Here is a 24697-nt window from a genome sequence, read left to right on the forward strand (position 1 = left end):
CACTCCGAGCTCAGGCCGCCGCCGCGGCGGGAGGCGCCTCCAAAGCCTCGCGCAGGGCAGGCAGGCGGGAGCGGCTGACCGGTAGCGGCGCTCCTTCGTTCAAGTGCAACCGCCAGCGGTCGCCGTCGCGTTCCAGCCGTTGCACCTGGGACAGGTTTGCGATCACCGACCGATGGATGCGCAGGAAGCTTGCCGGCAATTGGCTCGCAAGCCCGTCGAGGCGCGCCGCGTGCAGCAGGCTGCGGCCGCCAACCAGTCGCAGTTCGACATAGTCGTCGGCCCCCAGCACGGCGAGGATCTCCGCGATCGGCACCAATTCGACACCGCGCGCCGAGGCCACCGTCAGGCGGTCTGGTTGGCTGGCCGCACGCGTCAGGGCGGCTTCGCGGCTGCGATCGTCACGGCTCAGGCGCACGACCTCGGCCATCAGCAACGGCAGGACGAGTCCGGCAGCGAGCAGGAAGTAGGAAAGATCGGTGAACCATTCGGGAAGGCCAAGAGCCAGCGCAAGGAACAATATGAGATAGGCAAGGGTCGGCCGCGCGCCGGGAAGCCGCCGCCGCACCCCTGCAGCAGCCGGCAGGGCGGCAAGTGCGACCCCCAGGATGAGTGCCCATATCGTCTTCACGTCGAAGCCCGGCAGCAGGATGGTGGCACCGACCAGGCCAAGGGTGAGGCCGGTCATGATGCCGCGCGTTCCGGGCAGGAACCTGGTGGAGACGTAGCGCACCAGCAGGATCGCGAAGACCGCAGCCAGAGCCCAGATGGCGCTCATCCGCCAGGCGTGCAGAGGATAGGGATAGTCGAACAGCGTCCGCAGGCTCTCCACAATGGCCTGCAGCGTCGCGACGGCTGCCATGGCAGCCAGGATCAGGCTGGTCCCGGTACGGCGCATGGCGTGAATGACCCCGAAGCCGAATGCCGCGGCCAGCAATGTGCCGGCAGCAAGGAAGGTGACAGCCAGGGGCGCGATGCGCGGCGGATAGGGATAGGGCAAGACGGCAACGGCACTCATCGGCCGCGCGAAACGCAGGCCGCCGTGGAAGGACGACAGGCGCAGCACCAGCACGTTTTCACCGGGCCGCCAAACGGTCTCGCGAATGGGGAAGATCGCCTGGTAGCGCCCCGGCGTCTCTTCCCGTGCCGTGGCGCCGGGGCGGCCGTTCGCGCCAAGGCGCCGACCGTTCAGCCACGCTTCCGATGAAGCAGCACCCGCCACGTAGAGGACGCGCGGCTGGGCGTCCGCCGGGGCCCGGACGATGGACCGGATCCAGATTTCCCGCCCTTGCGGATCGATGCGATCGGCAATCGGGTGACAGTCGCTGAGCACCGGATCGGCCTGACCGACCACATCATGACAGGCTTGCCATGCGGCATCCTGAGCATGGGCCAGGGAGGTGAATCCCGTCAGGAGGAAGAGGAGGATCAGGATTCGCCACATGCGCTTCCTCTAGGCTGCAGTTCGCCGAGATGCACCGCCATTCGCCGATCCGCGGGTGCCGTTGGCCGAGCCGGCGTAGCCGGGCGTGCCTCGAACGGCTCAGCCGGTGTCATGACCAACACATCGCTCAATCGCCGTGCCCTGCTCGCCGCAGCCGTTCTTGCCTATCCCGCCCTGGCGATCGCCCGGGCCTCGGCGCAGGTGGCGACGCCGTCACAGGACGGCCCCTTCCGCTTCAAGGGTTGGCGCGGCGCGGAGACCGACGCGGAGCGCGGCTTCTTCGAGGTTCCGGAAGACCGCCGCGATCCGGGTTCGCGAAAAATCCGGCTGGGCTATGTCCGCTTTCCTTCAACGGCAGCCAGACCCGGCCCGCCGATCGTCTACTTGGCGGGTGGCCCCGGCGGAGCAGGGTCCGCAGCGGCGGCGGGGCCGCGCTTTCCGATCTTCCTGGCCCTGCGCGAAGTCGCTGATGTGATCGCCTTCGACCAGCGCGGCACGGGCATGTCCGCCGCCATCCCTGCCAGGCCTGATCCCGTGGCCCCCCTTCCCGTGTTCACACGGGAAGGGCTCACTGCCTATTTCCGCAACGACCTCCAGCGGGCCTGGGCTGACTGGACGAAAGCCGGGATCGCAATCCGCGGCTACAATACCGAACAGAATGCGGACGATATCGACGACCTGCGGAAGCATCTGGGCGCGGAGAAGGTCGACCTCTGGGGAATCAGCTATGGCTCGCACCTGGCGCTCAGCGTGCTCAAGCGGCATGGCGAACGCGTGAACCGCGTCGCCCTGGCCAGCCTTGAGGGGCAGGATCAGACGGTAAAGCGGCCAGCCCGGATCGACGCCTTTCTCGATCAGGTCGACGCCCTGATGGCCAGCGACCCGGCGGTCCGCGCGAAGATACCCAACCTGCCGGCCCTGATGCGCCGGGTGCATGCCAGGCTCGAGACGACACCCGCCCGGATGACCGCCAAGCTGGGAAATACGCCGGTCGAACTGCAGCTGGGCGGCTTCGGCATCCAGCTCATGTCGGGAGGACTGATCGCCAATCCGCGCACGCTGGTGATGATCCCGGGAATATATCAGGCGCTCGACGCGGGCAGAACGGATGTGCTCGCGCCGTTCCTGACCGAGTTCACGGGCCTTCTGGGCATCAGCGGCATGCCGGAGGCGATGGACCTGGCGTCGGGGATTTCCCCTGCCCGGCTGGCCATGGTGCAGCGCGAGGCCCGAACGGCCATATTGGGGGACGCGCTGAACTTCCCGATGCCGCACCTGCTGGGCGCCGTCCCGGCGGTTGACCTCGGCGAGGCCTTCCGGGCGCCGATCCGCATCGATCACCCTGCCTTGCTGCTGGCCGGATCGCTGGACGGCCGCACACCGCTGGCCGAACAGGAGGAAGTGGCGGCCCAATTCCGGCGCAAGTCCCGCGTGATCGTTGAGAATGCCGGCCACAATGTCTTCGAGGCCCATCCCGATGTGCAGGCCCTGCTAGTGCGGTTCTTCCGCGGCGAGGTTCTGGCCGACGCGAAACTGACCTTGCCGCCGCCAAAGTTTCAGCTGGGATGATCGACCGGAAACGCCCTGCGGCGAACGACTGCCGATACCGGGACCTCCGCCAAAGGCGGATCGGCGGTAACGTTTCCAATATCGGTCATTCCGGACGCCGCTCAGGCATTCAATTGAAGAAGACCCGCTGCTTTGAAATGCGATGAAACCGGCTGAACGCCCCGGCTCGATTACTCTTGATCAGCGGCTCCGAGGTTCGAGCCCGGTGCGTCCACCATTTCTTCAGTGACTTGGCGTCCATCGCGAGCGGCGGTCATTCTCCAGACCGATGTCGAAGGCGGCGGCCGGCATGCGATACTGCCAGCCCGCTCAGGCTGGCAGCATCAGGCACGCGCGCCCGACCGGTGCCGCTCGCCCGGCCCAACCGCCCGGCCCCTCCCAGGCGCTCCCGATCACATGTCGCGAACCGCATCATCCGACACGCGCCGTACCAGATGGCAGCCGTCCGGCTGCTGCTCGAACGCCCAGCGCTGCCCGGTGAAGCGCGCGATCACATCGGCCGCGGTCCGCGCGTGCTGGCTCGGCTTGACCGTCGTGAAGCTTCCTCCCCCCGCAATCGCGAAAGGCAGCAATAGCTGATCGGCCAGATACGGCCCGGCGAACGCCCGCGATTCCAGGAACCCGGCCATGCGATGCGCCGCGGTCTTGGCAAGCGCCTCCGCCGATACGCCCAGCCGGCCGAAGCCGGTGACGATCTCCGTCGCATGCTCGAAGACCGCCTCGAGCAGCAGCGCATTGCCCGGGCCCTGCGTCTCCGGAAGCTCGTGAACCGCGAAGGACTGTTCGGGCCAGTCCGGCAGCAGCTTGCGCGCCGTGGCGAGCTCGCGCTCCGCGATGCCGTGCGGCAACGCCGCGAACAATGCCGTACCGGACACCGACAGCAGCGTCCCGCGATCGAGGCAATGGATCGGAACCAGCGCGCCCGGCATGAGATCGACCTCGATCCGGCCGCCGCCGCGCGGATAGAAACCGTGGCGCACCAGCCGCATCTCGATCCCCGCGCCCATCCGCCGCACCACGGGCGCGAACGCCTGCGCCACGAAGTCGAACGGCGGCGCCAGCATATTGTGGGTGCCCCCCTCGAGGACGAGCCGCGAGGGGCCGCCGGCGAGGAGCAGCGGCACCAGCACCGTCTGCAGGACCAGCCCCGTGCTGCCCGCGGTACCCACCGCGAAATGATATTCGCCCGGCGTGACGCGGCCCGGCGTGAAGCTGAAGTCGGAGGCACCGACCGCCACGCCCTCGCACGTCGCGCCACCGATCGCGCACGCCGCCTCGATCGCAGTGACGTGCTGGCGCATCAACCCGGGCTTCTCGCGCTTGCCGCGCGCATTGATGATGCGGAAGGGCCGTCCGGTGACGAGCGACAGCGCGCAGGAATTGCGCACGATCTGGCCGCCGCCTTCGCCTTCCGATCCGTCGATGATGATCATGTATTCACCAGTTCGAGAAAGAGTTGATTGGCGCGATCGACGAAGCGGTCGCGCAGCTTGCGCGCCGGCAGTTCGCCCGCCCGATCGAGCTCGTCGCGGATCAGCGCGTCGATCTCGGGCAGGCGGGTGCCGTTGGCACGCTCGTTGGTGCGCGCCTTGGCGGTGACCAGCGCCTCGATCTGCTCGACCAGTATGGCCGGCAGATCGCCGGCGGCGACCAGCGCCTGCAGGTTCATCGGCGGCCGCGCATCCGGGTTCAGCCGGATCGCGCGGATCGCCAGCGCGGGACGCAGGGCGTAGAAATACCTCTTCACCGGCACGTCCCCCTCCCCGTCCAGCCAGCGGTCCGCCGCCAGCTTGCCCGAGCGCGCATAATGATAGGCGATCGCCCGCGGATCGAGCAGATCGTCGGCCAGCTCGGCCAGCCGGGCGATGAAGGGATCGTCGGTCCGGTAGCGGATCGGCGAGAGCATCCACTCGCTCACCACGGCGTTCGACTTGAGCAGCAGGCCGAGCGCCTTGCGCACGTCCCAGCCGTTCAGGTCGATCTCGTCCTCGATCACCGTCTCGATCACGTCGCGCCCGGGCGCCAGCGACAGATACCAGTCGCGCGGGCGCACATAGAGGAAGCGCACATCGTAATCGCTGTCGGGCGAGGGAAAGCCCCAGGCGCGCGAACCCGATTCGATCGCGAGCAGCAGGCGCACGCCGTTGTTCGCCTCGATCGCGTCGAGCCGGGTCTCGATCTCGCGCCGAACGGCGGGAGGGATGGCTGCATGGGAATGGTTGGTCACAGACATTGTTCGGTCCAGCTATTTGTTTCCTTCCCGCGTCCAGCGGGGACTGGCGCGTAACTGCGCCTCCAATGCCGCATGTTTGGCGAAGCGACGCCGAGCCTCGGCGAGGCTCAGATTGCCGTTCGGGCCGCCACGCATGACATCGGCATCGGCATCTCCCTGGCCGTCGTCCTCCCAGCCACAAATCTGGCAGATCTCGAAGCCACCAGGATCGGTCAGGGCAGGTGAGCGACAACAAGGGCATGGCGCCAGGGTCATGAGCACAGCTCCACGAAAAGGGATGGTGGTGCGCGATCAACGCGGGCGACGAGAGCTTTGCCCGCGGCTGCTTGCGCAGCCGGTGAAACGGGACGGCATGCCCCCGGCATGCCGCTTGATCCCGTTTCACCCCTTCACGCACACCACCTGCTTGAGCGTATGGACGATCTCGACCAGGTCGGCCTGCGCCGCCATCACGGCCTCGATCGGCTTGTACGCCTTCGGCGTTTCATCGATCACGCCTTCGTCCTTGCGGCACTCAACGCCCGCGGTGTCGCGGATATGCTCGTCGAGCGTCACCAGCTTCTTGGCCGCGGTACGGGACATGATGCGGCCCGCGCCGTGGCTGCAGCTGTCGAACGATTCCGCATTGCCCAGGCCGCGCACGATGAACGACTTGGCGCCCATCGAGCCGGGGATGATCCCCAGCACGCCCTTGGCCGCGCGGACCGCGCCCTTGCGGGTGACCAGCACATTCTCACCGAAGTGATTCTCGCGCTGGACGTAATTGCGGTGGCAATTGACTGCCTCCATCTCCGCATCGAACGGCTTGGCGATCTGCCCGCGCAACGCGCGGACGACGTTCGCCATCATCATCCGCCGGTTCAGCGCCGCGAAGTCCTGCGCCCAGCCGACCGCCTCGACATAATCGTCGAAATGATCGGTCCCTTCCGGGAAATAGGCCAGGTCCTGATCGGGCAGGTTGATGTGCCACTTGCGCATGTCCTGCTTGGCCAGTTCGATGAAGAACGTGCCGATCGCGTTGCCCACGCCGCGCGATCCCGAATGGAGCATCACCCATACGCGCTGCTCCTGGTCCAGGCACAGCTCGATGAAGTGGTTGCCCGTGCCCAGCGTCCCCAGATGCACCAGGTGATTGGTGTTCTTGAGCCGCGGATACTTCTCGGTGATCCGCTCGAAGCGCTGCGCCAGCGTGGCCCAGGCCTCGACGATCGCCGCGGGCGGATCGCCCCAGCTGCCCTGGTCGCGCTTGCCGCGGCCGACCGAACGGCCATGCGGCACCGCCTGCTCGATCGCGCTGCGTATGCCCTCCAGATTGTCGGGCAGATCGCTCGCCACCAGCGAGGTGCGTGCCGCCATCATGCCGCAGCCGATGTCGACGCCCACCGCGGCGGGGATCACCGCGCCCTTGGTCGGGATCACCGAACCCACAGTCGCGCCGATGCCGACATGGACGTCGGGCATCACCGCCACATGCTTGAACACGAACGGCATCTGCGCCGCCCGCGCCAGCTGCGCGCGCGCGCCGTCCTCCACGGGCACGCCGCGGGTCCACATCTTGATCGGCACGCCGCCCTCGACGTGCTGGAAATCGTACAAAGTCTCGGTCATGGCGACCTCCTGCAAATGCGATCATGGTGCCGGCGACGAACAGTGGCGAGACATTTCCCTGAGCTATCCGGTTGCCCGGAGGCGGAGTCGGACCGCCGACCTCCCGCATCGCTGCGGGCGCTCTGACCATGTAGTCCCACCGGCATTCGCCAGCGAAAATCGGTCACGGCGACGAGATTTGGGAAAGACTGCCCCGAAGGGCCGGTGCTCTAACCGCTGAGCTACTGCCCCGAAGGACAAGCGGGATTCGAACCCGCGACACCCTGTGTAGTCCTTGCCCGGCATTCGCCGTGATGTTTCGGGTCGTGGCGACGAGAGGCGGTGAGACGCGGCCCTTAAGCTACGTGTCGGCGGCGGGATTCGAACCCGCATCTCTTCAGTCCCTCATGGGCACTGAAGCGCTTTACTCGTCGGGCCTTGCTCTGGTGACATGTAGTCCCACCAGCATTCGCCACGACCCTGTTCTCTCAAACCTCCGTCTGCTTGACGATGCCCACCCAGTCGCGCGTGTCGCCCGAGACGAAGCGCGCGATGGTATCGAACACCGCGTCGGAGAAGCCCCCGACATTGAGAATGTCCGCCCGCCCCTGCGGCGCCTGGCTGGAGCCATAGGGCTGGATGTCGATGCAGACGAGCTTGGCGGCCGGGTTGCGGCGCTTCAGCTCGTTCCACGCGCGCAGCGTCGCGGTCGCCCCGCCCCGGCCGGAATCGACCCAGGACTGGTTGTCCGAGACGATCACCACCAGGTCGACATGCTCCCGCATCGCGTTGAGTGCCGCGAGCGGTGCCGAGACATTGGTCCCGCCGCCCCCGATCGCTGCCAGCTTGGCGGCATTCACGGCGACACGGGCACGCGGATCGAGCTGCACCTGCACGACACGCTCCTCGAACGGCACCACCCGGGTGTCGCGATTGGTCCGCAGCATCGCCGCCGCGACCAGCGCCGCGACATCGATGCAGCGCACCGCCGACGCGGCGCCCTTGCGATAGCCCGTAGCCGGCGAGGACATCGACCCCGACACATCGGGGCAGACGACCACCCGGCCCGGCACCTTCGGCACGCGGCCGAGCGACTGCTCGAGCGCGTCCTCCAGCGCCGCCTGGACCTTGAGCGGCACGGCATTGCGGGCCTGGTCCAGCGCCACCATCAGCTGGTACGGCATCGGCCGGACCTTCGCGATCGCATCCGCATCCGCCAGCCTTGCGGCAACTGCCTCGGTGACTCCCGCCACGTCGAACGCGCCGTTGCGCGCCAGCGTGTTCAGATTCATCCGCAGCGCCTGCCACCCGATCCGGGTCGACAGCACCGCCCAGTCTTCCGCGGTCAGCGGAAAGGCGGTCAGCCATTCGAACGGCACCGGCGGCAGCGGAAGCGACCGATCGGCCTTCCACGCCTCGAACGCCGCGATCTCGGCGGGCAGCGCGGCAACGTCGTGGGGACGCCCGATCAGCCAGCCATAGAAAGCGCGCCGCGCCGCATCGGCGGGCTTGGGGTGCACCATGCGCACCACGTCCGCCAGGCTCGGATCCCTGCCCGTCGCCGCCGCCATCAGCTGCGGCATCGACGCCTGCTCCAGCCAGCGCTGGACCAGCCGCTTCGGCCGCGAGCCGAGCGACGTGCGCCCCACCTGCCCCGAGCGCAGGATCTGCACGAAGTTGCGCAGCATCCGCCCATTGTCGATCACCCGGTCGAACACCGGGATCGCGAGATCGGGATCGGCCACCGTCAGATACGCCGCCAGCAGCGCCGGCATGTCCTTCATCGCGCCGGACCGGCGGGCATAGACCGCAGCCTGCGCCACGAACCAGGGGTCGCAGGCCCGGGCCGCCGCCAGCACGTCCGCCAGCTGCGTCTCGGCCGCGCCGTAGAAGCCGTCGGCCAGCGTGCCGGTCGCGGCGAGCTGGGCGAGCTTGTGCTCGGGCCCATAGGCATAGGCCGGCGCGGCCTCGCGGTTCACCGTGTCCGCCACGGGCATCAGCCTTGCGATCGCCGAAGCGAACAGTCCCTTGTTGGCCATCGTCCAACTCCTCAACATGGTCAGGGCGGCAGGACTCGAACCTGCGACCTCCCGCTCCCAAGGCGGGCGCTCTGCGCAGCCTGAGCTACGCCCTGTGAAATTTCCCGGGGGCGGCCAGCCCATTCCGGCCGCCCCGCGTTGCCGCTGCCGGGCTGGGAGGTTCGACAACTCCCTGTCCGGCACCGACTATATTGCAGCGGGCGTGCCAATTTTGCCGAGGAGCAAAGAGAATACTCATAATATGTTGATATTAAACATATTTATTTCTGGAATCGCCGAAGCGAAGATTCCGGCGCAGATACATGCATCACGATTATCCTATCGCAATGGATCGAACTTTATCCTATTGGATAATCATGAAACCCGTTACCGTGATCGGATTCCTCGGCTCCACGCTCGATGCGAGCAAGTTCGGCCCGTCGCGCTGGAACAAATGGCGCCCCTCGGTCGCGCTCGCCATGCACGAGGACCTGCGCGTCGATCGTTTCATCCTGCTGCACGGCTCGCTGCACCGCCGGCTGGCCGAATATGTCGCGGAAGACATCGCGTCGGTCTCCCCCGAGACCCGCGTCGAGATGCGCCTGCTCGATTTCGGCGATCCGTGGGATTTCGAGCAGGTGTACGGCAAGTTGCTCGACTTCGCCCGGGCCGAGCCTCTCGATCCCGATGCCGAGGACTATCTGATCCACATCACCACCGGCACCCATGTCGCGCAGATCTGCCTCTTCCTGCTGACGGAGGCGCGCTACCTGCCCGGCCGCCTCATCCAGACCCAGCCGCGACGCGGCACGTCGGGAGACGCGGCGGGGCAGTGGAACGTGATCGACCTCGACCTGTCGCGCTATGACAGCATCGCCACGCGCTTCGCCGCCGCCGCCGAGGAAGGCACGTCGTTCCTCAAGTCCGGCATCGAGACCCGCAACGCCGCCTTCAACCAGATGATCGACGAGATCGAGCGCGTGGCACTGCGCTCCAAGGCGCCGATCCTGCTGATGGGCCCCACCGGGGCGGGCAAGAGCCAGCTCGCGCGGCGCATCTACGAGCTGAAGCGGCTCAAGCACCAGATCGCCGGCACCTTCGTGGAAGTGAATTGCGCGACACTGAAGGGCGACGGGGCGATGTCGGCCTTGTTCGGCCACCGCAAGGGCGCCTTCACCGGGGCGGTCGCCGATCGGCCCGGGCTGCTGCGCGCCGCCGACAAGGGCATGCTGTTCCTCGACGAGATCGGCGAGCTCGGGCTGGACGAGCAGGCGATGATCCTGCGCGCGATCGAGGACAAGCGCTTCCTGCCCGTCGGCTCGGACAAGGAAGCGGCATCGGAGTTCCAGCTGATCGCCGGCACCAATCGCAGCCTGGGCGAGGCCGTGGCCACGGGCGGGTTTCGCGACGATCTCTATGCGCGCCTGAACCTGTGGACCTTCCAATTGCCCGGCCTGGCCGAGCGGCGCGAGGATATCGAGCCCAATCTCGACTATGAGCTGGATCGCTTCGCCGAGCGCGAGGGCAACCGCGCCAGCTTCAACAAGGAGGCGCGACAGCGCTATGTCGCGTTCGCGACCGGCCCGGATGCCCATTGGCCCGGCAATTTCCGCGACCTCGCGGCCAGCGTCACCCGGATGGCGACGCTCAGTCCCAAGGGCCGGATCGACATGGAGTGCGTCGAAGCGGAGATTCAGCGCCTGAAGCGGCTCTGGGCCGGCCAGCGCGACGAAGGCGCGGACCTGCTGGCGGAAATTCTCGCGCCCGACATTCTGGCCGGCATCGACCTCTTCGATCGGGTGCAGCTTGCCGAAGCTGTCCGGATCTGCCGGAAGAGCCGGTCCCTCTCCGAAGCCGGGCGCACGCTCTTCGCGGCATCGCGCGCGCGCAGGACATCGGCGAACGATGCCGATCGGCTGCGCAAATATCTCGCGCGCTTCGGGCTGGACTGGGCGAGCGCTTCGTCCGGGTGACCAGGAGCGCGCCGCTCAAGCCGCGCGGCTGACCCTCGACCGCAGCGTGGCATAGGCCTGGAACAGCTCGGCGAAATGCATGTCCATCGTTCGCGGCGCCTCGTCCAGCGCGCGGGGCACGATGGCGGAGCGATCCGCGACGAAGCCGAGAATGGCGTCGCGGAGCGACTGGACGTCCCCCGCGCGGTATCGCCGGCTCGGCGCGCGATCGGCATGGTCGGCCGCGCCTCCGCGATCGGGCACGATCACCGGCAGCCCGCTCGCCCGCGCCTCGGCCGCGGCCATGCAGAAGGTCTCTGCCTCGCAACCATGGACCAGCGCATCGGCGCTCGCCATCAGGCGCGCGAGCGCCGCCCGATCGGCGACCGGCCCTGGAATCCGGATATGGGGGGAGCCCCCCGCACGCGCCACCAGCCGGCCCCGCAACCGCCCCTCGCCCACCAGCAGCAGCGCGATCGGGTGCAGCGTACCCGCGGAAAGCGCCGCGTCGATCACCATGCCCCAGCGCTTCTCCGCCGCGTGGCGGCCGACTCCCAGCAACAGAGTCGCGGAAGGATCGAGGTCGCATTCGGCGAGCAGCGCGGCACGATATTGGGCATCCCGATGCCAGGGCGCGAAGATCCCGGGCTCGACGCCCATCGGGATGGTGACCACGCCGGGCATCCCGCCCGCGCTCAGCCGCGCCGCGAATTCCCCGCTGGCGCTGACCACCAGGTCATAGGCCTCGCCCAGCCGGCGGAGGTGCCGCCAGAAGAAGTCGAACCCGCGATCGATCGTCTCGATGCTCGCGACCGGTCCGAACCAGCGATAGGCATAGGCGGACAGCGGATCGGCGTGCATGACCAGCGCGCGCGGCGCCGCGCCGTCCCAGCGCGCCACCATCGACGCGCTGCTCCATGGCGACGAGGCCTCGACGAAATCGGGACGCCAGCGATCCAGCGCGCGGTGCAGGGTCTTCTCGTTGTCGAAATAGCGATAGCGACGATCGAGCGGAAATGGCGGGGACGCCAGCGTCTCCAATACCGCGCCGGCGCCGCGCCGGATCACGGCATCGTGCTTGCCGGGGGCCAGCACGATGACCTCATGGTCCAGCGCCGCCGCGGCTGCGAGCTTCCGATCGACATAAGACCGCACGCCTCCGCCCAGGGGCGTGTAGAAGGCGCTGACATCGACGATCCTCATCTCGCACCGGCTCCGTCACCGACGCGATCAGAGCCTGATTGCCGCAGAACAGGCATGAATTCCGCTCGTTTCTCCATTACTGGAGCAAGGACGCCGCCGGTTACGCTGCACCGCAGTAGACCGTGAAATTTTTTGTCTTCCATCCCCGCTTGCCCGGCAGGAGGACATCGGGCAAATGCCGCGATCGGAAGGAGTCGACCGATCCATTCTCCTGCTTCCGGGCTCACGCAGCTTTACGAGGAACTGCGCGGCGAACTGCTGCGCTTCCTCGTCGCGCGTACCGGCAATCCGGTCGAGGCCGAGGATCTGCTCCAGGAGCTGTGGCTGCGCACGCGCGACACCCTGCCCGGCCCGATCGCGAACGGCCGGGCCTATCTCTACCGCGCCGCCCAGAATCTCGTGCTCGACCGCATCCGCGAGGCGCGCCGCCGCGAGACGCGCGACAAGGACTGGAGCGATAGCCAGGCCGAGACGATCGGCGGCGACCGCGTCGATCCGCAGCCCCGGGTGCTCGATGCCCTGATCGCCCGGGAGGACAGCGCGGCGCTGCACGCGGCGATCGCGAACCTGCCGGAGGGCGCGGGCCGCGCGTTTCGCCTCCACAAGCTCGAAGGGCTGCCCCATGCCGAAGTGGCGGCGCGGCTGGGTATCAGCCGCAGCGGCGTCGAAAAGCACATCGCCGTCGCGATGGCGCATCTGCGCCGCGCGCTGGAGAACTGAGGTGCCACCGTAATGGTGGCGTCTTATGCGACAACAGGGAGGCATCGGCTCGAACCGGTGCCGGGAATCGGGCGATGAACGAGGATATCCACGAGGCGGCAGCGCGCTGGCATTGCGCGCAACAGCATGACGACATGAAGTGGCGGGGCTTCACGACCTGGCTGGAGGCTGATCCGCGCCACCGCCTCGCCTATGACGAGATCGCGCTGCTCGACGCGCGGATCGATGCGACGCTTCCGATCCCCTCCGCCGGCATGGGAGCGCCGGAGATGCCCATGCGCCGCTTCCCGCGCTGGGCAATCGGCTCGGGCATCGCCGTCGCGGCCGCGGTCACCCTTGCCGTCGGCATCGGCATCCAGGACGTGCAGCCAGAGGCGCCGGTCGCGCGGGCATTCGCCAGCGCGCCCAAGGCGACGCGCACCGTGCGGCTCGCCCATGACGTCACCGCCACCCTCGGCGCCGGCTCGCGACTCTCGGAGCCCGAAGCGGGCGGGCCGATGCGGTTGAGCGGCAGTGCCTTCTTCAACATCCGCCATGATCCCACGCGCAGCGTCGTCGTCGAGGTGGACGGCTATCGCATCCGCGACGTGGGCACCCGCTTCGCGATCAACTCCGCCGATGGCGTGCTGAGTCTCTCCGTCGAGGAGGGCAAGGTCGCGCTCCAATTGCCCGGGCAGACCTCGGAAACGCTGGTCTCGGCGGGGCAGGAGGCGATCGCCCAGGCCGGCAGGGTAACGCTGCGCCCGGCACGCATGACGGGCATCGCTTCGTGGCGGAGCGGACGTTTCGTCTATGATCAGACGCCGCTCGCACTGGTCGCCGCCGATATCGCCCGCTACACGGGGCAGCCCGTTTCGGTATCCGGCTCCGCTGCCCAGCGCTCCTTCTCGGGCGTGCTCGCGCCCGGCGACCGACAGGCAATGGTTTCCACCCTCACCCAATTGACGGGGCTGCATGCGGACAGCGATGGTCAGACGGTTCGGCTGGTCGATCGTACTGGCAGCTAGCGTCCTGGTGCCGCCGCCCGCCCAGGCGCGGGACGAACGTTTCGCAATCTCCCTGCCCGCCGGCAACCTTGCCGATATCCTCGAGGCGCTTTCGGCCCAGACCGGCGTGTCGTTCGTCTATGACGTCCGCCTGCCCGCCGGACCCACGCGCGCGACGCGCGGGCGCATGTCCGCGCGCGAGGCGCTCGACCGCATATTGCAGGGCACGCCGGTCCACGCGGTGCGGATCGGCCCCAGGGCCTTCCGGATCGCCGTCCGCCCCCGCCCCCCGCGCCGCGCCGCGCCGCCGGCCCCGTTGGAGCCCATGGGCGCCGCCACGCTCGATGAGGAGATCGTGGTCACCGCGCGAAAGCTGCCCGAGGCGCTGTCCTCGATCGCCGGGGCGATAGCAGTCTATGTACCACGCGATCCCACGCGGCGGGACCGCGCGACCCGCGCCAGCGACGTCGCCCGCACCATCGAGGGGCTGAACGTGGCCAATGGCGGGCTCGGCCGCGAAAGGCCCTTCATCCGTGGCCTCGCGGACAGCCCCTTCAACGGCTTCAGCCAGTCCACGGTGAGCGTTCAGATCGACGAGGGCCGGGTCACCTATGACGCGGCCGAGCCCGGCCTCTATCTCACCGACATCGCTCGGGTCGAAGTCCTGAAGGGCCCGCAGGGGCCGCTCTACGGCACCGGCGCGCTCGGCGGCGTCTATCGCATCGTGACCAACCGGCCGGTGATCGGCTCCACATCGGCTGCGGCAACCATCGGTACGCAGAAGGTAGGATCGGGCGGCGTGGGCGCAAGCGCCGAGGCGATGCTCAACCTGCCGCTCGTCAGCGACCGCGCGGCGCTGCGCCTGGTGGGCTATGCGCGCAGCGACGCCGGCTGGGTCGACGACGCCAACGGCCCGTCGGACGTGAATCGCACTCGCATCGCCGGCGGACGCGCCGCGCTCCGGGTCGCGCCGGCGACCGGATGGACCGCCGACCTGATCGGCGCCTATCAGCTCAGCCGGACGGCCGACAGCCAATATGTCGATCGCGACTATGAGGACCTGACGCGCAATATCTCGCAGCGAGAGCCACGCCAGGGGGCCTTCGGGCTGGCGCAGGGAATCATCGCCGGTCCGATCGGCGCATTGCGGCTCACCGCGGTCACCAGCCATGCCTGGCAGGACCAGCATGACGTGTTCGATGCCAGCACCGCGGCCGTGCAGCTGGGCGTGCCCGGCGCGCTGCGCTATCGCGACGGCCGCACCTATCGCGTCCTGGACCAGGAAGTACGGCTGGCCTCGGCGCCCGGCAGCGCCTTCACCTGGACGGCGGGCGTCTCCTATATCTCGGCGGTGACGCGCGCGACGGGCACGGTGGAAACGGCGACCAGCACTGTACCCGATTACTTCGTCCTGCATCGCCGCGTTACCGAGACGTCGCTGTTCGCCGACGGCGCCTATCCGCTCACCGGGCGCTTGAAGCTGGCGATCGGCATGCGCCTGTTCCGCGCCACGACCGAGGACGAGCGCCAGGAAGAACTCGACGCGCGCAGGGTGAACCACGCGGTGATCGGCTTCACCCCCAGCGCCTCGCTTTCCTATCAGCTCGCGGACGATCGCCTTCTCTATGTCCGGCTCGGCACCGCATACCGCCCGGGCGGCATCGATCCCAGCAACAGCCGGACCGGCCGCTATGTCGGGGATTCCGTCCGCAGCATCGAAGCCGGCGGACGGGCGAGCTTCGACGGCGGCCGGCTGGACCTTGCCTTTGCCGGTTTTCATGTCGGCTGGCACAATATCCAGTCGGACTATCTCGAGACCGCGGGCCTGGTCGCCACGCACAATGCCGGCGACGCGGTGATATTCGGAGTGGAGGGAAGCGCGACCTGGCGGCCGGGCGGCGGCTGGCAATTGCGCGGCGGCTTCACCATCCAGCGCCCGCGGCTGATCAATGCGGCGGACGGTACGCGCCTGCCCAGGGATCGCCGCCTGCCCGTCGTCCCCGACCTTGCCGGCGACTTCACCATAGCGCGCGCCCTCCGCCTGTTCGGGCATGAGGTCACGCCCTATGCCGCGCTCAACTATGTCGGTGCTTCGCGGCTGAGCTTCGACGACGGCCTGGATCGCGGCATGGGCGACTATGCGCTGGCCCGCATCGGCGTGACGACGATGATCGGCCCCTTCACCCTGGCGCTCGACCTCGACAATGCGCTCGACGCGCGCGCGGACAGCTTCGCCTATGGCAACCCGTTCTCGATCCGCAGCGAACGCCAGTACACGCCGCTTCGACCACGCACTTTCTCGCTTTCCCTCTCGCGCAGCTTCTGACGAAAAAAATCACGGCATGGCTGCGGCATTGGCCAGCGGCGGCGTCTTGCCCATGTGACCCGACCCGGAACAGCATCGCCCCGCAGGCTCCTGGCCTCGATCCACGACGTGTCGCCGCGGCACGAGCCGGCGATCGATCGGCTCTTCGGCGAGCTCGCATCGGCGGGCGTGCAGCGCCCGGCCCTGCTCGTGGTGCCGGACTTCTGGCGCGAAGCGGAGATCCGGCCGGGCTCCCCCTTCGCCGCTCGCCTGCGCGGCTGGGCCGAAGACGGGGTGGAGATGTTCCTCCATGGCTATAGCCATCGGGACGAGGCCGAGCATGCCTCCTGGCAGGATCGCGTGAAGGCCAGCCGGATGACGGCGGGCGAAGGGGAGTTCCTCGGCCTCGACGCCGCGGAGGCCGAGCGCCGCATCCGGGCCGGCCGGTCGCTGATCGAGGATATCACCGGCCGCCCCATCGCCGGCTTCATCGCCCCGGCCTGGCTCTATGGCGATGGCGCACACAGCGCCATGAAGGCGCTCGGCATCCCGCTCGCCGAAGACCATATGCGCGTCTGGGCGCCGGACACCGGGCGCATATTCCTCAAGTCCCCCGTGATCACCTGGGCGACGCGGACTCGCGCGCGCATGCTGTCGTCGCTCGCCGTCGCGAGCGTCGCCCGGACGATCCCGCTGCCCCGAGTCGTGCGCATCGGCGTGCATCCGGGCGACGTGACCGTGCCCGCGACGCTCTCGAGCATCCGCCGGACCGTCGCGAAGATCGCACGGACCCATGTCCCCAGCCAGTATCGCGACTTGGTCGGAGACCATGCGTGCGTGTCCTGACCTTTCTGCACAGCTTCGAACCGGGCGGTGTGGAGCGGGTCGCACTGCGGCTCGTCCGGCACTGGCGCGCGATGGGCGTGGAGGCACCGCTCTTCCTGGGCCGTGAGGAAGGCGCGCTGCGCGCCGAACTGGCCGATGCCCTGGCCTATACCGCTCCGTCCCAGCCACCGATCGGCACTGCCTGGTGGGAGACGCCCTGGATGATCGCGCGGCTGCCCGCGGAGATCCGCCGGACCCGCCCCGACGTGCTGTTCGTCTCCGGGAGCACCTACACCATCGTCGCCGCCGCAATGAAACTGCGCTTCGGCAAGCGCTGCCCGGCGATCGTCGTCAAGATCAGCAACGACCTGGTCCGCCGCGACCTGCCGCCGACGGCGCGCTTCCTCTGGCGGTTCTGGCTGGGCGTGCAGGCGCGTTTCGCTTGGACCTGGGTGATCATGGACGAAGCGATCGCCAAGGACCTGCCCACCGGCATGCGGACATCGTTCCGGGTGGTGCACGACCCCGCGATCGAGGAAGCCCGGATCCGCGCGCCGGATCCGCGCCGCGCGGACGTGCCCCGCCGTTTCGTGGCGGTCGGCCGCCTGGCTCCGCAAAAGGACTATCCGTTGATGCTGCGCGCCTTTGCGCGCGGCGCGCGCGAAGGCGAGACGCTGACGATCTATGGGGACGGCCCCGACCGTCCGGCGCTGGAGGCGCTCGCCGCCGCGCTCGACATCACGGAACGCGTCGATTTCGTCGGCCATGTATCCGACGCCGCGTCGCGGCTGTCGGGCTTCGACACCCTGCTGCTCTCTTCCCGCTACGAAGGAGTCCCCGCTGTCCTGATCGAGGCGCTCGCCACCGGGCTCTCGGTGATCTCGACCGACAGCGGCGCCGGCGTGCGCAGCGTGCTCGGCGACGGCCGTTATGGGATGATCGTGGCCCGCGACGAAGCCGCGCTTGCGGCGGCGATCGCGAACGCGGATGCGGCGTCGGCACCGGCGCCGCATGCCAGCCGGCAGGAGCATGTCCGCCGCTTCACGATCGAACAATCCGCCGGAATCTATCTCGACACCTTCGTCGCCGCGGCACGCGGCGAGGCGCACACGACCTCCGCACCATCCCAAATCGACGAGTTCGCATGGCCAGTTCCGCCAGCCCGATGAACGCGCGCGCCGATCAGGCGGCGCTGCTGTTTCCTCCCACACAGCCGATCCGCGAGTGGTTGCTGACGCTTGCAGGGCTGGGCCTTTCCACGGCCATCCTGCTCGCCGTCCTGGTGCAGCTCGGCGGCATCGATACCTCGCGCTTCGCCTCGGCGCCGGCCAACCCGTGGTTCTGGCTGTGCTTCGCGCTCTTCTATGCGCTGGGGCCCGCGATGGAGTGGCTGATCCTCCGCCGGCTATGGAAGCTGCGCGCGGATGCCCTGCCGGCCCTGTTCCGCAAGCAGGTCGCGAACGAGATCGTCTTCGGCTATTCGGGCGACGCGCAATTCTATCTCTGGGCGCGGCAGCATCAGCCGCTCAAGGGCTCCGCCTTCGGCACGCTGCGCGACGTCGCCGTCCTTTCCGCGCTGGCCGGCAATCTCGCCACGCTGGCGATGATGGCGATCAATGCCCCGCTGCTCTACGCGGTTGCCGGCGGCACGCTGCTCAACAGCTTCGCCGCATCCGTGGCCGTCATCATTCTCTCTTCGCTCGGGATATTGGTGATGCGGCGCTTCGTCTCGCTGCTCACGCTTTCACGGCGCGATCTGATCGTCACGTTCGGCCTGCACAGCCTTCGGATCGTGCTGGGCCTGATATTCACGGCCTTGCTCTGGAAGCTGCTGCTCCCCGGCCTTTCGCCGATGATCCTCATCGCGGTGGCGACGCTGCGCATGATGGTCCATCGCCTGCCGCTGGTGCCGGCCCGCGACGCGCTGCTGGCGCCGCTGGTCCTCGCGCTGCTCGGGCCGGGATCCGGCCTCGCGGCCGCCACCATGCTGGTCGCGGCGCTGACGCTGGTCACTCATCTCGCCGTGGGGGCGATCACGTCGATCGCGACGTTCCTGCCCGCTGCCCGGACTTCGGCCTGAAGCCCGTTCGATCGCCCGGCCGGAGCAATGCTCCGCGCCCGTGACAACCTTCGCATCTCGTATAGTTCCGGCGGAAATCCGCGAAGCTGCCGCCCGCTAGACCGCGCCCACGGATTCCATGTGGAGGGTTGCGGATGCTTCTCGAACTCGCGCTCCAGGCGCCGGCCGGTGGGCGGAGATGCCTTGCGCGATTCCGCCATTTCCGGCGGCGCGGCGGCATGCTGCGGATCACCCTGCACGGCTTCGCGTCGTGCCCGGCCCTGCTGGCCCTCTCCGCCTGTGGTGGCCCCGGCGCTCCCCAGGGTGCCATCAAGCCGGCGAAGGTCGACCCTGTAGCGCATGAATCCGAGCTCATGCGGATAACGCTCACGCCCGAGGCGGAGCGCCGGCTGGGCATTGCCGTTGCAGCCGCCTCCCCCGACCAGGCGCAGGACCGGGTGACGACGCACGGCGAGGTGGTCGTTCCCCCCGCTGCGAGCGGAGGCGTCCCGATAACCGCCACGACCGATCTGATGACGCTCGCCGCCAATCAGGCGCGCGCCGATGGCGATATCGCCCGCGCCGCGGCACAGGCGCGCGTGGCGCAGGTCAATGCGCAACGTGCCGAAGCCCTGGTCCGGGAAGAGGCCGGAAGCATCAAGGCGCGCGACGATGCACTCGCCGCCGCCGCGGTCGCCCGGGCCGACCTGGGGGCCGCCCGCGCCCAGCGCCACCTGCTCGGCGCGCCGGTCGCCTCGCTCGGGCGCCAGAACATCCTGTGGGTGCGCGTGCCGGTGCTCGCGGCCGACCTGACCCGCGTCGATCGCGGCGCGCCCGCCATGATCCGGCCGCTGGGTGGAATGGCCGGAACCCTGTCGGGGCGTCCGGTGGCCGCGCCGCCCTCTTCCAACGTCACCGCAGGCAGCATCGATCTCTATTACGCGATCCCGAACACCCGCGCGCTCGGCGTCGGCCAGCGCGTCGCCGTCGAGCTGCCCGCGGCGGGCGATGCCGTGCCCGGCCTCAGCATCGCCGCATCCGCGATCCTGCACGATGCCTATGGCGGCGAATGGGTCTATGTTCGAACCGCCCCGCGCACCTTCGAGCGCCGGCGCGTCCAGCTTGCCGGAATCCGCGGCGGCAGGGCCATGCTCGCCATGGGCCTCAAGCCCGGCGACCAGGCCGTGACCGCCGGTGCCGCCGAGCTGTTCGGCACCGAATTCGGCGCGAAGTGAGGGCCCGGCCATGCTGAACTGGCTCATCACCGCCGCGCTCCGGCAGCGCGTGCTCGTCATCGCGCTGGCGCTCGTCCTGGTCTTTTTCGGCATCCGCGCCGGCCGGGACGTGCCGCTCGACGTGTTCCCCGAATTCGCGCCGCCCATGGTCGAAGTGCAGACCGAGGCCCCGGGGCTGTCGACCGAGGAGGTCGAGGCGCTCGTCACCACCCCGCTCGAGTTCGCGGTGAACGGCACGCCGGGCCTGGGGACGCTGCGCTCGAAATCGGTGCTCGGCCTGTCCTCGGTGCAACTGATCTTCCAGGAGGGCACCGACATCGTCCGCGCCCGCCAGCTCGTGCAGGAACGTATCGCGGTCGCCGCCCCGCGCCTTCCCGCGAACGTCCGCCCCCCGGTGATGCTGCCGCCGCTTTCGGCCACGAGCCGCGCGATGAAGATCGGCATCACGTCCTCCCGGCTCAGCCAGATCCAGCTTTCGGAACTGGTGCGCTGGACGATCCGGCCCAAGCTGATGGGTGTTCCGGGCGTCGCCAATGTCGCGGTCTGGGGGCAGCGGGACCGCCAGCTTCAGGTGCTGGTCGATTCGAACCGCCTGCAGCAGATGGGCGTGACGATGGCCGAAGTGCAGAAGGCCGCGGGCGATGCCGCGGTGACGCTCGGCGGCGGGTTCGTCGACACGCCCAATCAGCGCCTTGCCGTGCGCCACCTCTCGCCAATCGCCAATGCCGAGGATCTCGGCAACACGGTGGTCCGGCTCGCCGGCACCGCCCCGGTCCGGCTGCGTGACATCGCGACCGTGATCGAGGGCCATGCCGCGCCGATCGGCAGCGCGATCGTCAACGACGGCTCCGGCATCCTGCTGATCGTCGAGAAGCAGCAAGGCGGCAACACGCTTGCGGTGACGCGGGGCGTCGAGGCGGCGCTGAAGGAGCTGCGGCCCGGGCTCAAGGACGTCGAGATCGACTCGACGATCTTCCGCCCGGCCACCTTCATCGAGCGCTCGATCGGAAACCTCACCGAAGCGCTGTGGATCGGCTGCATCCTCGTCGCGGCGGTGCTTGTGCTATTCACGCGCGACTGGCGCTCGGCGGCCATCAGCCTGACCGCGATCCCCCTCTCGCTGCTCGGCGCCGCGCTCGTCCTCGCCAAATCGGGGATGAGCATCAATACCATGGTAATCGCCGGCCTGGTGATCGCGCTGGGCGAGATCGTCGACGACGCGATCATCGATGTCGAGAATATCGGACGAAGGCTGCGCCTCAATCGCGAGGCCGGATCGCCCCGCTCGCCGTTCGCGGTGGTACTCGCCGCCTCGCTCGAGGTGCGGACCGCGGTGGTGTTCGCCAGCCTGATCGTCATGCTGGTGTTCCTGCCGATCTTCTTCCTCGACGGCGTGTCGGGAACCTTCTTCCGCCCGCTGGCCACCGCCTATGTCCTCGCGATCGGCTGCTCGCTGCTGGTCGCGCTCACCGTCACCCCGGCGCTCTGCCTGATGCTGCTGCCAAACGGCACCCAGGTCCACAAGGAGACACGCCTGGTCGCTCGCCTGAAGTCCGCCTATCGCCGCTTCCTGCCTGTCATCATCGCGCGGCCAGGCGGAGCCATCGGCGTCGTCGCGGGCGGGCTGCTGCTCGCGGGGATCGGCTATGCCGGCCTCAAGGACCAGTTCCTCCCCAATTTCCGCGAGACCGACTTCCTGATGCACTTCGTCGAGAAGCCCGGCACTTCGGTGGAAGCGATGGAGCGGATCACCGTCCGCGCCTCGAAGGAACTGCGCGCGATCCCCGGCGTGCGCAATTTCGGCGCGCATATCGGCCGCGCCGAGGCCGGCGACGAAGTCTATGGCCCCAATTTCACCGAGCTGTGGATCAGCCTGGACGAGAAGGCCGATTATGACGGCTCGGTCCGCAAGATCCAGGAAGTGATCGACGGCTATCCCGGCCTGTATCGCGACGTGCTCACCTATCTGCGCGAACGCATCAAGGAAGTGCTGAGCGGCGCCGGCGCCAGCATCGTCGTCCGCGTCTACGGACCCGACATCGCGACGCTCCGCCAGACCGCCGACCGGCTCAAGCAGGAGTTGGAGGGCATTCCGGGCACCAGCGAGCTGAAGGTGGAGATGCAGACCGCGATCCCGCAGATCCAGGTGCGGCCGCGCCCCGCCGACCTGGCCACCTATGGCCTGACCACCGGCGATGTCCGGCGCACCGCCGCGACCCTGATCCAGGGCAGCAAGGCGGGCGAGCTCTACGAAGGCAATCGCTCGACCGACGTAGTGGTATGGGGCGTTCCCACGGCGCGGGCGGACGTGCAATCGATCCGCGATGCGCTGATTCAGCTGCCCGGCGGCACCGCGGTGCGGCTGTCGCAGGTCGCCGACGTGATGGTCATGCCCGCGGCGAACGAGATCAAGCGCGAGAACGGCTCGCGCCGCATCGACGTTACCATGAACGTGTCGGGATCGGACCTGGGCGCGGTCGCCCGGGCAGTGCAGGCGAAAGTGAACGGCTTCGCCTTCGGCACCGGCTATCATCCCGAAGTGATCGGCGAGTTCGAAGCGCTGCAGAAATCGCGGCGGCAGCTGGCGACGTTGGGGGCGCTCTGCCTGCTCGGCATCCTCTTGCTCGTCTGGCTCGAATTTCGCTCGCTGCGAGTGACGGCGCTGGTGGGCATCAGCCTGCCCTTTGCCCTGGTGGGCGGCGTGGTCGCGGTGCTGCTGTCGGGCGGCGTCCTCTCGCTCGGCTCGCTGGTCGGGTTCGTCACGGTGCTCGGAATCTCCGCGCGCAACGGCATCATGCTGGTCAGCCATTATCGCCATCTCCAGCATGAGGAAGGCGAGGCCTGGGGTCCCGAACTGCTGCTGCGCGGCGCGGAGGAGCGGCTGGTGCCGATCCTGATGACCGCTACCTGCGCGGCGCTGGCGCTGCTGCCGCTGGTCGTGCGCGGAGACGCCCCGGGGCACGAGATCGAGCATCCGATGGCGCTCGTCATCCTGGGCGGCCTGGTCAGCTCGACCGCGCTCAACCTGCTGCTGATGCCTTCGCTCTACGGCCGCTTCGGCCGCGAGGACCGCAAGCCTCGCGAGGAACAGGGCATGGCGGCCGAAGGAAAGGTCGTACCGGCATGAACATCCGTTTCCCGCAGGTCGCCCTGGCCGGCGCGCTCGCACTGACGGCGGGCTGCGCGGTCGGGCCCCGGCACGTCGCTCCCGCCGCGCCGCCTTCCGCGCAGGGGCCGTTCCTCGGCGCTTCGGAGGCGGGAATCGCTGCGGCCCCGGTGCCCGACGACTGGTGGCGGCTGTTCGACGATCCGGCGCTCGACGCGCATGTCGGGCGCGCGCTGGCTGCCAATGCCGATATCCGCGTGGCGCTCGCCAATCTCGAAGCGGCCCGTGCCGCGACACGCGGCGCCCAGGCAGCCCAGCTTCCGAACGCCATGCTCGAAAGCGGCGCGGGCCCGAGCCCGGCGCAACGGCAACCGAGCACCAGCGCCGTTCCGAAATCCAGCTACGACCTGGCTGCGACCATTGCCTATGAAGTCGATCTGTTCGGCCGGCTGCGCGCAACCACCCAAGCCGCCCGCGCCGACCTTGAGGCAAGCGAGGCCGCACGCGACACGGTGCGCGTCGCCGTCGCCGCCGATACCGCAGCGGCCTATGCGGCCGCCTGTGGCGCCGCCGCCGGCAAGCGGGTCGCCGAGGCGCAGCTCACGGCGCAGCAGCGGAGCTACGACCTGATCGCCCGTCAGCTTGACGCGGGCGAAGTCTCCCCCCTCGAGCTCGCCCAGTCCAGGACCCTGCTCGACCGCGCCCGCGCCGCGTTGCCGGCATTCGACGCGGACCGAGCACGCGCGCTGTTCCAGCTCGCCACGCTCCAGGGCCTGCCCCCAAGGGAGGCGCTCCGCCTTGCGCTGCCTTGCATGGCTGCGCCGATCGCGCGCCACGCCCTGCCGGTGGGCGACGGCAACGCCCTGCTGGTTCGGCGCCCGGACATTCGCGAGGCCGAGCGCAAGCTCGCCGCCGCGACCGCGCGGATCGGCGTCGCCACCGCCGATCTCTATCCGCGTTTCCAGCTTGGCGGGTCAGCCGGCCTGCTCGGCGGCGATTTCACCGGCTTCCTGACCCCGCTGATCAGCTGGGCCTTTCCCAACCAGAGCGCCGCGCGCGCCAGGATCGCCGCGGCCCGGGGAATCCAGGCGGCGGCCCTGGCCGGCTGGGACGTCGCGGTGCTGCGCGCCCTGCGGGAGGTCGAGACCGCGCTTGCGGACTATCAGGCGGAGAAGCTGCGCAACGCCGAGTTGCGCGGCGCGCTCGCGGCATCCGAGAAGGTCGTGGCTCGCGCCGGAGCGCGCTTCCGCCTGGGCGCCGACAGCTATCTGCAGGTCGTCGATGCCGAGCGCACGCGCAACGATACCGGGGCGCTGCTGGTCGCGTCGGACCTCAGGATCGCGCTCACCCAGGTCGCCCTGTTCCGGGCGCTGGGCGGCGGCTGGGGTTCACAGCCGGGCGCGGCATCCACTAGGGGGGAAGCGCTTCCCGTCGGCAGCAGATAGAGTCGCACGTCGC

General features: G+C 68.9%; 18 protein-coding genes and 2 tRNA genes. 11 read left to right on the top strand and 9 right to left on the bottom strand.

All coding sequences use genetic code 11. The annotated features are described in order from the left end of the window. Positions 1 to 10 precede the first annotated feature (10 nt). Positions 11 to 1441, bottom strand: coding sequence for a LytTR family DNA-binding domain-containing protein (locus ACIQCS_RS13830; protein ID WP_345851608.1), 1431 nt, complete (start codon positions 1439 to 1441; stop codon positions 11 to 13). Positions 1442 to 1552: 111 nt separating this feature from the next. Here ACIQCS_RS13830 and ACIQCS_RS13835 point away from each other — a divergent pair, with 111 nt between their 5' ends. Then, entirely contained in the window at positions 1553 to 3010 is a 1458-nt protein-coding gene (locus tag ACIQCS_RS13835; RefSeq protein ID WP_345851606.1) for an alpha/beta hydrolase, read from the top strand. Positions 3011 to 3402: 392 nt separating this feature from the next. On the opposite strand, the gene rtcA is transcribed toward ACIQCS_RS13835, so the two are convergent. The 7 genes from rtcA to ACIQCS_RS13870 form a co-directional block, all read right to left on the bottom strand. Next, on the bottom strand, positions 3403 to 4443 hold the full coding sequence (gene rtcA / locus ACIQCS_RS13840; protein ID WP_345851604.1) for an RNA 3'-terminal phosphate cyclase: 1041 nt from the start codon (positions 4441 to 4443) through the stop codon (positions 3403 to 3405). Further along, the gene (locus tag ACIQCS_RS13845) at positions 4440 to 5237 is read right to left on the bottom strand and encodes a nucleotidyltransferase domain-containing protein (protein ID WP_345851602.1); all 798 of its coding nucleotides are present in this window, start codon (positions 5235 to 5237) and stop codon (positions 4440 to 4442) included. The genes rtcA and ACIQCS_RS13845 overlap by 4 nt, the downstream gene beginning before the upstream one ends. A gap of 18 nt (positions 5238 to 5255) precedes the next feature. Further along, positions 5256 to 5498 carry a CPCC family cysteine-rich protein gene (locus ACIQCS_RS13850; RefSeq protein WP_401531149.1) on the bottom strand — a complete coding sequence of 81 codons (243 nt, stop codon included), beginning with the start codon at positions 5496 to 5498 and terminating at the stop codon, positions 5256 to 5258. A 126-nt stretch (positions 5499 to 5624) separates the two neighbouring features. Then, positions 5625 to 6851 carry an RtcB family protein gene (locus ACIQCS_RS13855; RefSeq protein ID WP_401531151.1) on the bottom strand — a complete coding sequence of 409 codons (1227 nt, stop codon included), beginning with the start codon at positions 6849 to 6851 and terminating at the stop codon, positions 5625 to 5627. A 345-nt stretch (positions 6852 to 7196) separates the two neighbouring features. After that, a tRNA-OTHER gene (locus ACIQCS_RS13860) sits at positions 7197 to 7309 on the bottom strand. 9 nt (positions 7310 to 7318) lie between these two features. Then, on the bottom strand, positions 7319 to 8869 hold the full coding sequence (locus ACIQCS_RS13865; RefSeq protein WP_345851597.1) for an RNA-binding protein: 1551 nt from the start codon (positions 8867 to 8869) through the stop codon (positions 7319 to 7321). Between the two features lie 17 nt (positions 8870 to 8886). Then, positions 8887 to 8964, bottom strand: a tRNA-Pro gene (locus ACIQCS_RS13870). Positions 8965 to 9225: 261 nt separating this feature from the next. Between ACIQCS_RS13870 and rtcR the strand changes: the two genes are divergently transcribed. Beyond that, entirely contained in the window at positions 9226 to 10821 is a 1596-nt protein-coding gene (gene rtcR / locus ACIQCS_RS13875) for an RNA repair transcriptional activator RtcR (protein ID WP_345851594.1), read from the top strand. Positions 10822 to 10836: 15 nt separating this feature from the next. Here the strand turns inward: rtcR and ACIQCS_RS13880 are convergent, their stop codons facing one another. After that, complete coding sequence (locus ACIQCS_RS13880; protein WP_345851592.1) at positions 10837 to 12003, bottom strand: glycosyltransferase; 1167 nt, start codon at positions 12001 to 12003, stop codon at positions 10837 to 10839. Between the two features lie 132 nt (positions 12004 to 12135). Here ACIQCS_RS13880 and ACIQCS_RS13885 point away from each other — a divergent pair, with 132 nt between their 5' ends. The 9 genes from ACIQCS_RS13885 (at position 12136) to ACIQCS_RS13925 (ending at position 24684) form a co-directional block, all read left to right on the top strand. Beyond that, entirely contained in the window at positions 12136 to 12723 is a 588-nt protein-coding gene (locus tag ACIQCS_RS13885) for an RNA polymerase sigma factor (protein WP_345851591.1), read from the top strand. Positions 12724 to 12797: 74 nt separating this feature from the next. After that, on the top strand, positions 12798 to 13730 hold the full coding sequence (locus tag ACIQCS_RS13890) for a FecR domain-containing protein (protein WP_345851589.1): 933 nt from the start codon (positions 12798 to 12800) through the stop codon (positions 13728 to 13730). Next, on the top strand, positions 13690 to 16035 hold the full coding sequence (locus ACIQCS_RS13895; protein ID WP_345851588.1) for a TonB-dependent receptor: 2346 nt from the start codon (positions 13690 to 13692) through the stop codon (positions 16033 to 16035). The genes ACIQCS_RS13890 and ACIQCS_RS13895 overlap by 41 nt, the downstream gene beginning before the upstream one ends. A gap of 54 nt (positions 16036 to 16089) precedes the next feature. Next, on the top strand, positions 16090 to 16860 hold the full coding sequence (locus ACIQCS_RS13900) for a polysaccharide deacetylase family protein (protein WP_345851586.1): 771 nt from the start codon (positions 16090 to 16092) through the stop codon (positions 16858 to 16860). Continuing rightward, positions 16848 to 18008 carry a glycosyltransferase gene (locus ACIQCS_RS13905; RefSeq protein ID WP_345851585.1) on the top strand — a complete coding sequence of 387 codons (1161 nt, stop codon included), beginning with the start codon at positions 16848 to 16850 and terminating at the stop codon, positions 18006 to 18008. Before ACIQCS_RS13900 ends, ACIQCS_RS13905 begins: the two co-directional genes overlap by 13 nt. Beyond that, the gene (locus ACIQCS_RS13910) at positions 17984 to 18919 is read left to right on the top strand and encodes a hypothetical protein (protein ID WP_345851584.1); all 936 of its coding nucleotides are present in this window, start codon (positions 17984 to 17986) and stop codon (positions 18917 to 18919) included. Before ACIQCS_RS13905 ends, ACIQCS_RS13910 begins: the two co-directional genes overlap by 25 nt. A 134-nt stretch (positions 18920 to 19053) precedes the next feature. Beyond that, positions 19054 to 20133: an efflux RND transporter periplasmic adaptor subunit gene (locus tag ACIQCS_RS13915; RefSeq protein WP_345851583.1), complete on the top strand. Its 1080-nt coding sequence runs from the start codon at positions 19054 to 19056 to the stop codon at positions 20131 to 20133. 10 nt (positions 20134 to 20143) lie between these two features. After that, positions 20144 to 23260, top strand: coding sequence for an efflux RND transporter permease subunit (locus ACIQCS_RS13920; protein ID WP_345851582.1), 3117 nt, complete (start codon positions 20144 to 20146; stop codon positions 23258 to 23260). Continuing rightward, a complete protein-coding gene (locus ACIQCS_RS13925; protein ID WP_345851581.1) occupies positions 23257 to 24684 on the top strand; it encodes an efflux transporter outer membrane subunit in 1428 nt (475 codons plus the stop codon). Before ACIQCS_RS13920 ends, ACIQCS_RS13925 begins: the two co-directional genes overlap by 4 nt. Positions 24685 to 24697: the final 13 nt, after the last annotated feature.

The organism is Sphingomonas sp. NPDC092440 (assembly GCF_044754985.1).
Taxonomy (GTDB): Bacteria; Pseudomonadota; Alphaproteobacteria; order Sphingomonadales; family Sphingomonadaceae; genus Sphingomonas.

Coding starts and splice junctions, on each gene's coding strand:
- ACIQCS_RS13830 (WP_345851608.1), bottom strand. CDS start 1,441: ATGTGGCGAATCCTGATCCTCCTCTTCCTCCTGACGGGATTCACCTCC.
- ACIQCS_RS13835 (WP_345851606.1), top strand. CDS start 1,553: ATGACCAACACATCGCTCAATCGCCGTGCCCTGCTCGCCGCAGCCGTT.
- rtcA (WP_345851604.1), bottom strand. CDS start 4,443: ATGATCATCATCGACGGATCGGAAGGCGAAGGCGGCGGCCAGATCGTG.
- ACIQCS_RS13850 (WP_401531149.1), bottom strand. CDS start 5,498: ATGACCCTGGCGCCATGCCCTTGTTGTCGCTCACCTGCCCTGACCGAT.
- ACIQCS_RS13855 (WP_401531151.1), bottom strand. CDS start 6,851: ATGACCGAGACTTTGTACGATTTCCAGCACGTCGAGGGCGGCGTGCCG.
- ACIQCS_RS13865 (WP_345851597.1), bottom strand. CDS start 8,869: ATGGCCAACAAGGGACTGTTCGCTTCGGCGATCGCAAGGCTGATGCCC.
- rtcR (WP_345851594.1), top strand. CDS start 9,226: ATGAAACCCGTTACCGTGATCGGATTCCTCGGCTCCACGCTCGATGCG.
- ACIQCS_RS13880 (WP_345851592.1), bottom strand. CDS start 12,003: ATGAGGATCGTCGATGTCAGCGCCTTCTACACGCCCCTGGGCGGAGGC.
- ACIQCS_RS13890 (WP_345851589.1), top strand. CDS start 12,798: ATGAACGAGGATATCCACGAGGCGGCAGCGCGCTGGCATTGCGCGCAA.
- ACIQCS_RS13895 (WP_345851588.1), top strand. CDS start 13,690: ATGGTCAGACGGTTCGGCTGGTCGATCGTACTGGCAGCTAGCGTCCTG.
- ACIQCS_RS13910 (WP_345851584.1), top strand. CDS start 17,984: ATGGCCAGTTCCGCCAGCCCGATGAACGCGCGCGCCGATCAGGCGGCG.
- ACIQCS_RS13915 (WP_345851583.1), top strand. CDS start 19,054: ATGCTTCTCGAACTCGCGCTCCAGGCGCCGGCCGGTGGGCGGAGATGC.
- ACIQCS_RS13920 (WP_345851582.1), top strand. CDS start 20,144: ATGCTGAACTGGCTCATCACCGCCGCGCTCCGGCAGCGCGTGCTCGTC.
- ACIQCS_RS13925 (WP_345851581.1), top strand. CDS start 23,257: ATGAACATCCGTTTCCCGCAGGTCGCCCTGGCCGGCGCGCTCGCACTG.